The sequence below is a fragment of the Cobetia sp. SIMBA_158 genome (assembly GCF_046566945.1).
GTDB lineage: Bacteria > Pseudomonadota > Gammaproteobacteria > Pseudomonadales > Halomonadaceae > Cobetia > Cobetia amphilecti.
On record NZ_JAWJYL010000876.1, the window covers coordinates 1 to 246 of the forward strand.

General features: G+C 52.8%; 1 protein-coding gene. It reads right to left on the reverse strand.

The window, feature by feature from the left end:
* Nucleotides 1-246, reverse strand: a 246-nt coding sequence (locus tag R2R70_RS22330; protein WP_410979248.1) for a thiamine pyrophosphate-dependent enzyme, incomplete at both ends; no start/stop codon positions are given.

Below are 246 nucleotides of genomic sequence, written 5' to 3' on the forward strand. Positions count from 1 at the left end.
CCAACATTTCTGAATTACTGGCACCAGGCGGCACCAGCGGCCAGACGTTCTCAAGTTCGTCGATTGAGACATGAAGCAGGTATGGCCCATCACTGTTCAGCATGGTGTCGAGTGCCGCTTCAACCTGGTCTTTACGGGTGATGTGTTGGCCAGGGATGCCGAAGGCGCTGGCTAACATGAGGAAATCGGGGTTATCGGTAAGGGTGGTTTCGCTATATCGTTCCTGGAAAAACAGTTGCTGCCATT